Origin of the sequence: Mesorhizobium sanjuanii (assembly GCF_002529485.1) — a bacterium.
Taxonomy (GTDB): Bacteria; Pseudomonadota; Alphaproteobacteria; order Rhizobiales; family Rhizobiaceae; genus Mesorhizobium; species Mesorhizobium sanjuanii.
Genome location: NZ_NWQG01000217.1, coordinates 1 through 7,445 on the forward strand (window position 1 = coordinate 1; position 7,445 = coordinate 7,445).

A 7,445-nucleotide genomic window follows, 5' to 3' on the forward strand; every position below is an offset into this window, starting at 1 on the left:
GCTGAAGGCCTCGAACGACGACGTCCAGATGCGTTCCGACTGGCTGTTTCCGATCTGCACCGGCAGCGAGCGGCTGAAGAACGACAATGGCGACAAATTGCATCCCACGCAAAAGCCGGAAGCCTTGCTTGCCCGCATCATGATGGCTTCGACCAAGCCCGGCGACATCGTGCTCGATCCCTTCTTCGGGTCCGGCACCACCGGCGCGGTGGCCAAGCGCCTTGGTCGCCATTTCGTCGGCATCGAGCGCGAGCAGGCCTATATCGACGCCGCCAATGAGCGCATCGATGCTGTCCGGCCACTGGACGGCGCCGATCTCACCGTGCTCACCGGCAAGCGCGCCGAGCCGCGCGTCGCCTTTGTCAGCCTGATCGATACCGGGCTGATGCTGCCGGGCGCAACGCTCTATGACGCCAAGAAGCGCTGGGCCGCCAAGGTGCGCGCCGACGGCACGGTAGCGATCGGCGACAGCGCCGGCTCGATCCACAAGATCGGCGCCGAAGTGCAGGGGCTGGACGCCTGCAACGGCTGGACCTTCTGGCATTACGAGCGCAGCGGCGGCCTGACCCCGATCGACGAGCTTCGCCGCATCGCTCGCCTGGGCATGGAGCGGGCAGGGGCCTGACAACAACAACCGCTATGGCGATCTCATTGCACGGCGTTCCCGAAGGAAGCAGGATCGCGCTTTCTTGACCGAGAAATGCCGCAAAGCGTTCCGCCAGTCCCGTCGTCGGCTCTTCGTCAGGCGAGTTGCAGACCGAGGTGATGAACCATCGGGTCGAAGTCCCGGTCGTCATGCAGCAGCGCGTGTCCGCCCTGGATGCAGAATGTGCCGATGATCATATCGATTGTCTTGCGGATGGTGATGCCCCGCTGCCGGAGCATGCGGTAGTTTCGGGCAGCTTCGACTGCCGTCGCCGGATTCAGCATCGGCACAATAGCGAACTGTCGAAGGTTCCGCTCAATCAGTCGGGCATGCGGTTCGTTGCGCGCGCCTTGTAGCACCTCCAGCAGGATCAAGTCTCCGACCAGAATCTCCTGGGTGTCGTCGAGATGCCTGAGCTTACCGACCGGGACGCTGTCTGTATTGCGGAGATGGGCGATCCAGACGGAACTGTCGACGACGATCATCGACGCTGGTCGGGCGAACGACCTTCCCGCATGGTGTCAAGATCGCCGTCCCAGCCAGCGCCAGCAAGTGCGGCGATAGCCATATCTTGCCGGTGCCGGCGTACCAGAGTGCGCAAGGCGGCCTCAATCGTGGCCTTCTTGGTCTTGAGGCCGGAGGCGGCCATGGCCTCCGCGATCAGTTCGTCGTCAAGTTCGATGTTGGTTCGCATGTCGATGCTCGATGTGTATAAATTTGACCAAATATACACATTCCGCTCTTGACCGACAAGTCGTCACCCCGACAGCGTCATGACGAAAGAGGACATCTTCGATATTCCCGCGCAAACTTGAAGCGGTTTATCAATCGGCTTGTCGAAGTGATTCAAATCACACGGGTGATCTCCGAGGTCACACCGTGATCCCCAGCCGCAGGAGGTCCGCTTCGAGCGTCTTTGCGTCGGTGAACAGCACGGAGTGCCAGCCGGCCGCCTTGGCGCCTTCGACATTCTTCGGGCTGTCGTCGATGAACAATGTGGCCGCCGGCTCGAGGTCGAAGGCGGCGACGTGATGATCGTAAATGCCGCGATCCGGCTTGATCAGGCCGATCTCGCCCGAAATGGTCACACCGCGCGGACGGTTGAGGAAATCGAAACGCTGCCGGGCTTCGGCGAGCGTATCCGAGGCGAAGTTGGTCAGCATGGTGACGTCGTGGCCGCTGTCGATCAGCCCGACCATAATGGCGACACTGTCCTCATAGGCATGCGGCACCATCTCGTGCCAGTGGCGGCGGAAACCGCGTATGTTTTCGGCATGGTCGGGGTGCTCGGCGATAAGCAGCGCCTCGGCTTCTTCCCATGTCCGTCCGCGATCCTGCTCGATGTTCCAGTCATGCGTGCAGACATTGTCGAAGAACCACTTTCTCTCCTCGGCATCCGGAATGAGACGGCTGAACGGCAGGTTCGGATCGTAGTGGATCAGCACTCTGCCGATGTCGAAAACGATGTGGCGGATTTCGGTCATTCTGTCCTCATCAATGCAATTCAATGCGGGGCGATCAAAGCGGGCGTTGCTTCTTGGTCGCGCCCGGTATCGCCGCTTCGATTACCTTTTTCATGACAGTGGGTAGGGCTTCCCCGGAAATTTCATGGGCCAGCGACCAGAAATATCCCACCGGAGCGGCGCTCTCGGTCGCCGTTTTGAACACGTCGAGTTCGAGCGCGAAATGGGTAAAGACATGGCCAATCCGCCCGGCAGGCCGCCAGTCGCCTGGAAAGGGGGCTGCCGCATCCGTGGTGGCGCCGTCGACCCGCGCGGTCCAGCCGGTCGTCGGCACCTCGGTCATGCCGCCGAGCAGGCCTTTTTCCGCGCGTTTTCGCAAAAGAATGGCGCCGTCGGTCCTGACGGCGACAAAGGCGGCACCGCGCCGCAACGGCTTTTCCGCCTTCGGCAGGCGCACCGGGAATCGCTCAGGATCGCCTGCGAGGATGGCGCTGCAATCCTCGCGCAGCGGACAAAGCATGCAGCGCGGCCGGCGCGGCGTGCAGATCGTCGCGCCCAGATCCATCATCGCCTGGGCGAAATCACCCGGTCTTGTCTGGGGAACCATGCGTTCGACATGAGCGCGGATCTCGCCCTTGGCTTCGCTCAGTGGCGTTGCGATCGAAAACAATCGCGAAATCACCCGCTCGACATTGCCGTCGACGACCGCGGCCGGATGGTCGAAGGCGATCGCCGCGATCGCCGCCGCCGTATAGGCGCCAATGCCGGGCAGTTCTTTCAGGCCTGCTTCCGTATCCGGAAACCGGCCGCCTTGCCGTGCGACGAGATCGCCGCAGGCCTTGAGATTGCGTGCGCGCGAATAATAGCCGAGCCCGGCCCATGCCTTCATGACATCTTCGGTCGAGGCCGCTGCCAGTGCCTCGACATCGGGCCATTTGCCGACAAAGGCCCGGAAATAGGATTTTACCGCTTCGACAGTGGTCTGCTGCAGCATGACTTCGGAAAGCCAGACGCGATAGGGATCGGGCCGTATGCCGCGCAAAAGGTCCCGCGGCGCGATACGCCAGGGCAGATCGCGGTGATGCGCGTCGTACCAGCCGAGCAGCCGGGACGCGATCCCGCCGCTATCCCCGGATGCGGCTTTGCCGCTGTGCCGGGATCCAGCTTTGCTGATATCCCCGGAGGCGGCTCTGCCGCTCTCCCGAGATGCGGTCTTGCGGGTCTGGTCGTGCAGTGCCATTGATCGAAGACTGGCCTAACCGCTCGGTGAAGGTTGTGACTGGAGAACGCACATGGCAGGGAAAAGGCCCTTCGGCAATCCCGTTCCGGTGAGCGATCTCGCCACCCAGATCCTCGATCCGGTGCTGCGCAAGCGGGCCGGCATGTCGATAGGGCTCGTCCAGTCATGGGAAGAGATTGCCGGGCCAAGGCTCGCCGGCCGCTCGCGTCCTGAAAAGATCCAGTGGCCGCGCCGCATGCATGAGGACGATCCGTTCGAGCCGGCGGTGCTGGTCATCGCCTGCGAAGGCATGGCCGCGCTGCATCTCCAGCACGAGACCGGCGAAATCATCAACCGGGTCAATGCCTTCCTCGGCTTCAACGCCGTTGGCCGGATCAGGATCGTGCAGAAGCCGGTTCTGTCGCAAAAGCTCCGCCCGAAACCAGCCGCCAGACCGCTCAATGATGCAGAAAAATCAAAGCTTTCGCAGACCGTCGGCAAGATCGAGGACGATGGCCTGCGCGCCTCGCTGGAGCGTCTTGGCGCAACTATTCTGGGCCAAAGAAAGCCATAGCACTGTCGTTAATCTCGCGTATTCGTGATCACGTCCTAAAAGTTTGGCGATTGGAATGGGGATGGCGATGCCTTAATTCGCGCCAACTCTCGCCTTTTCTAGCCTTTGCATTGCAATATCCAACCGATATCAGGTGATTCGTATGACCCGTTCCCCGTTTAGCAAAAGCTTGTCCCGCAGAAACCTCCTGTCATCGCTGGCCGCCGTTCCAGCCGTGGTTCTGCTCGCCGCATGCAGCGACTCGGGCGGGCAAGCCGAGGCGGAAGTGGTGAAGCCTGCGGCTCCCGCCGATCCCGCGAAACCGGCCACTTCGGTTGCCGTGAAGGCGCCCGAAGCGCAGGGCACGGTGGATATGGCGGCATTGCTGAAGCCGGGCGCGCTGCCGGACGAGCAGCTTGGCAAGGACGACGCAAAAGTCACCATCGTCGAATATGCCTCGATGACCTGCCCGCATTGCGCGCATTTCGCCGAGACGACATTTCCGGAGCTGAAGACGAAATACATCGACACCGGCAAGGCCCGCTATATCCTGCGCGAATTCCCGTTCGACCCCAGCGCCGAGGCCGGTTTCATGCTGGCGCGCTGCGCCAAGGACAATTATTTCCCGATGGTGGATGTTCTGTTCAAGCAGCAGGCGAACTGGGTAGGCGTCAACAATACCAAGGACGCGCTGCTGCAAATCTCCAAGCTCGCCGGTTTTACACAGGAGTCCTTCGAAGCCTGCTTGACGGACCAGAAACTTCTGGACGATGTGAGATCGGTCCAGAAACGCGGCGCCGATGAATTCAAGGTCGACTCGACGCCGACCTTCTTTATCAACGGAAAGACCTACAAAGGGGCGATGTCGATTGAGGAAATGTCGGCCATCATCGACCCTCTGCTTTGACGCTCCGGCAGCGCCGAGGCGACCGCGCTTCGGCGTGCGCGCTTGTTTGTCTCTTTCGGGGCGGCGCGAATGAAGTTTTCGCGCCTTCGCCTGCTCGGTTTCAAATCCTTCGTCGAACCCGGTGAGTTCGTCATCGAACGTGGCCTGACGGGCATTGTCGGGCCGAACGGCTGCGGCAAGTCGAACCTTGTCGAGGCACTGCGCTGGGTGATGGGCGAAAGCTCCTACAAGAACATGCGCGCGTCGGGCATGGACGACGTCATCTTTTCCGGCTCGGGAACGCGTCCGGCCCGCAACACCGCCGAAGTCACGCTCTTCCTCGACAATACCGACCGCAGCGCACCCGCCGCCTTCAACGATGCCGACGAGCTGCAGGTCTCGCGCCGCATCGAGCGCGAGGCGGGTTCGCTCTACCGCATCAACGGCAAGGAAGCCCGCGCCAAGGACGTGCAGCTGCTGTTCGCCGACCAGTCGACCGGCGCACGATCGCCATCGATGGTCGGACAGGGCCGCATCGGCGAACTGATCCAGGCCAAGCCGCAGGCGCGGCGCGCGCTGCTCGAAGAGGCGGCGGGCATCTCGGGCCTGCATACGCGCCGCCACGAAGCCGAGCTCAGGCTGAAGGCGGCTGAACAGAATCTGGAGCGGCTGGAAGACGTCGTCGGCGAACTCGAAAGCCAGATCGAAAGCCTGAAGCGCCAGGCCCGTCAGGCCTCGCGCTTCAAGAACCTGTCGGCCGATATCCGCAAGGCCGAAGCGACACTGCTGCATCTGCGCTGGACGCTGGCCAAGACGCAGGAAGGCGAGGCACGCTCGGCCCTGGCGGTTGCCACCGCTCTTGTCGGCGACCGCGCCTCCGCTCAAATGGCTGCCGCCAGGGAGCAGGGGATCGGGGCGCACCGGCTGCCGGACCTGCGCGACGCGGAAGCCGCCGCCGCTGCCGCCTTCCAGCGCCTGTCGATCGCCAAGGCGCAGATCGAGGAGGAAGCCGGCCGCATCCGTGCCCGCCAGGCCGAACTCGACCGCCGGCTCCAGCAGCTCGATGGCGACATCGCCCGCGAGGAGCGGATGGTGCGCGACAACGCCGACATTCTCGAACGCCTGCGCACGGAAGAAGCCGAGCTGAATTCCGAAAACGCCGGCGCCGCCGAGCGCGAGGCCACCACCCGCGCGGCTTTCGAACAGGCGGCGTCGACGCTTGCCGGGAGTGAAGCGAAACTGGCGGCGCTGACCGCCGAACGGGCCGAGGCCGCCGCGTCGCGCAATCAGATCGAGCGCACGCTGCGCGATACCGCCGAACGCCGCGACCGCTTCGCCCGCCAACTCGCCGATGTCGACCGGGAACTGTCCGACATCATATCCAGGGTTGCCGGCCTGCCCGATCCGGCCGAAAAGCGGCTTCTGGTCGAGGACGCCATGGCGCTGCTCGAAGAAACCGAGGCTGCCGCGATCGCGGCAGAACAGGCGGTCGCCGAGGCGCGCGCGGCGGAAAGCGCTGCCCGCCCGCCGGTCCAGGACGCCAAGGCCGAGCTGGCGCGCATCGAGACCGAGGCGCGCACGCTGGCCAAGATCCTGAATGCCGCCAGCGGCGACCTCTTCCCCTCCGTGCTGGAGCAGATCAGCGTCGAGCGTGGCTACGAGACCGCGCTTGGCGCCGCCCTTGGCGAAGACGTTGACGTACCGCTTGACCGCAGCGCGCCAGTGCATTGGGGTGAAAGCGAAATCCAGCCTGGCGACGCTGCGCTGCCCGAAGGCGTCAGGAGCCTTGCCAGTGTCGTCCGCGCGCCGGCGCAACTCGCGCGCCGGCTGGCGCAGATCGGTATTGTCGAGGCCGGCGACGGGCGGCGGCTGCAAGCGCTGCTCGCGCCCGGCCAGCGGCTGGTCAGCCGCGAAGGCGCGCTCTGGCGCTGGGATGGCTTCACCGCCAGCGCCGATGCGCCGACCGCGGCGGCACAAAGGCTGGCGCAGAAGAACCGGCTGGCCGAGCTCGATGCCGAAGCCGTGCAAGCCACGCTCGTCCTGCGCGAGGCCGAAGCCGCGCTTGCGCAAGCCGAACAGGCGCTGGCGCGAAGCAGCGAGGCCGAACGCAATGCCAGGCAGGCCGGGCGCGACGCCCAGCACGGGCTCGACGCCGCGCGCAACGTGCTGGCCGAGGCCGAGAAGGCCGGCGGCGAGCTGTCGAGCCGGCGCGCCGCATTGGACGAGGCGCGCGCGCGAATCGTCGACAGCCACGAGGAGACGGCGGCGGCTTTCGTCGAGGCGGAAATGCTGCTGCAAGACGCGCCTGATCTGGGCGATCTGCAGTTGCAGCTCGAACAGTGCTCGGCCAATGTCGCCCGCGACCGCGCCGCTCTTGCCGATGCGCGCGCCGTTCATGAGGGCCTGAGGCGGGAGGCCGAGGCGCGTATGCGCCGGCTCGAAGCCATCGGGGCGGAACGCCGCAACTGGCTGGAGCGCGCCGAGAACGCATCGACGCAGATCGCCTCGCTCGGCGAACGCAGGGCCGAAGCCGAGGCCGAGCGCGAAAGGCTGGCCGACGCCCCCGACGAGATCGACGCCAAGCGGCGTGCGCTTCTCTCGCAGCTTGCCGAGGCGGAAAGCCTGCGCCAGGCGGCAGGCGACCGCCTGCAGGAAGCGGAGAACCGGCAGTCGGAGCT

General features: G+C 64.5%; 8 protein-coding genes. 4 read left to right on the forward strand and 4 right to left on the reverse strand.

The features are described from left to right. A partial coding sequence (locus CN311_RS27155; RefSeq protein WP_133117271.1) for a site-specific DNA-methyltransferase occupies nucleotides 1-625 on the forward strand: 625 nt, incomplete at its 5' end. A gap of 116 nt (nucleotides 626-741) precedes the next feature. Here CN311_RS27155 and vapC read toward each other — a convergent pair. From vapC to mutY, 4 genes are all read right to left on the reverse strand, one after another. After that, a complete protein-coding gene (gene vapC, locus CN311_RS27165; RefSeq protein WP_097576721.1) occupies nucleotides 742-1,131 on the reverse strand; it encodes a type II toxin-antitoxin system VapC family toxin in 390 nt (129 codons plus the stop codon). Then, nucleotides 1,128-1,340: a type II toxin-antitoxin system VapB family antitoxin gene (locus CN311_RS27170; protein WP_097576722.1), complete on the reverse strand. Its 213-nt coding sequence runs from the start codon at nucleotides 1,338-1,340 to the stop codon at nucleotides 1,128-1,130. The genes vapC and CN311_RS27170 overlap by 4 nt, the downstream gene beginning before the upstream one ends. Nucleotides 1,341-1,518: 178 nt before the next feature. Continuing rightward, complete coding sequence (locus CN311_RS27175) at nucleotides 1,519-2,130, reverse strand: HAD family hydrolase (RefSeq protein WP_097576723.1); 612 nt, start codon at nucleotides 2,128-2,130, stop codon at nucleotides 1,519-1,521. A 34-nt stretch (nucleotides 2,131-2,164) separates the two neighbouring features. Beyond that, nucleotides 2,165-3,349 (reverse strand): A/G-specific adenine glycosylase, encoded by a 1,185-nt coding sequence (mutY, locus tag CN311_RS27180; RefSeq protein ID WP_097576724.1) that lies wholly within the window; start codon nucleotides 3,347-3,349, stop codon nucleotides 2,165-2,167. 52 nt (nucleotides 3,350-3,401) lie between these two features. On the opposite strand from mutY, the gene CN311_RS27185 reads away from it, so the two are divergent. The 3 genes from CN311_RS27185 to CN311_RS27195 form a co-directional block, all read left to right on the forward strand. Then, the gene (locus tag CN311_RS27185; protein WP_097576725.1) at nucleotides 3,402-3,902 is read left to right on the forward strand and encodes a DUF721 domain-containing protein; all 501 of its coding nucleotides are present in this window, start codon (nucleotides 3,402-3,404) and stop codon (nucleotides 3,900-3,902) included. A gap of 142 nt (nucleotides 3,903-4,044) precedes the next feature. Then, nucleotides 4,045-4,788: a DsbA family protein gene (locus CN311_RS27190; RefSeq protein WP_097576726.1), complete on the forward strand. Its 744-nt coding sequence runs from the start codon at nucleotides 4,045-4,047 to the stop codon at nucleotides 4,786-4,788. A 69-nt stretch (nucleotides 4,789-4,857) separates the two neighbouring features. Then, nucleotides 4,858-7,445, forward strand: a 2,588-nt coding sequence (locus CN311_RS27195) for a chromosome segregation SMC family protein (RefSeq protein ID WP_097576727.1), incomplete at its 3' end; no start/stop codon positions are given.

Excerpts from the sequence above, each read along its gene's own strand:
- vapC (WP_097576721.1), bottom strand. The coding sequence starts at position 1,131 with ATGATCGTCGTCGACAGTTCCGTCTGGATCGCCCATCTCCGCAATACA.
- CN311_RS27170 (WP_097576722.1), bottom strand. The coding sequence starts at position 1,340 with ATGCGAACCAACATCGAACTTGACGACGAACTGATCGCGGAGGCCATG.
- CN311_RS27175 (WP_097576723.1), bottom strand. The coding sequence starts at position 2,130 with ATGACCGAAATCCGCCACATCGTTTTCGACATCGGCAGAGTGCTGATC.
- mutY (WP_097576724.1), bottom strand. The coding sequence starts at position 3,349 with ATGGCACTGCACGACCAGACCCGCAAGACCGCATCTCGGGAGAGCGGC.
- CN311_RS27185 (WP_097576725.1), top strand. The coding sequence starts at position 3,402 with ATGGCAGGGAAAAGGCCCTTCGGCAATCCCGTTCCGGTGAGCGATCTC.
- CN311_RS27190 (WP_097576726.1), top strand. The coding sequence starts at position 4,045 with ATGACCCGTTCCCCGTTTAGCAAAAGCTTGTCCCGCAGAAACCTCCTG.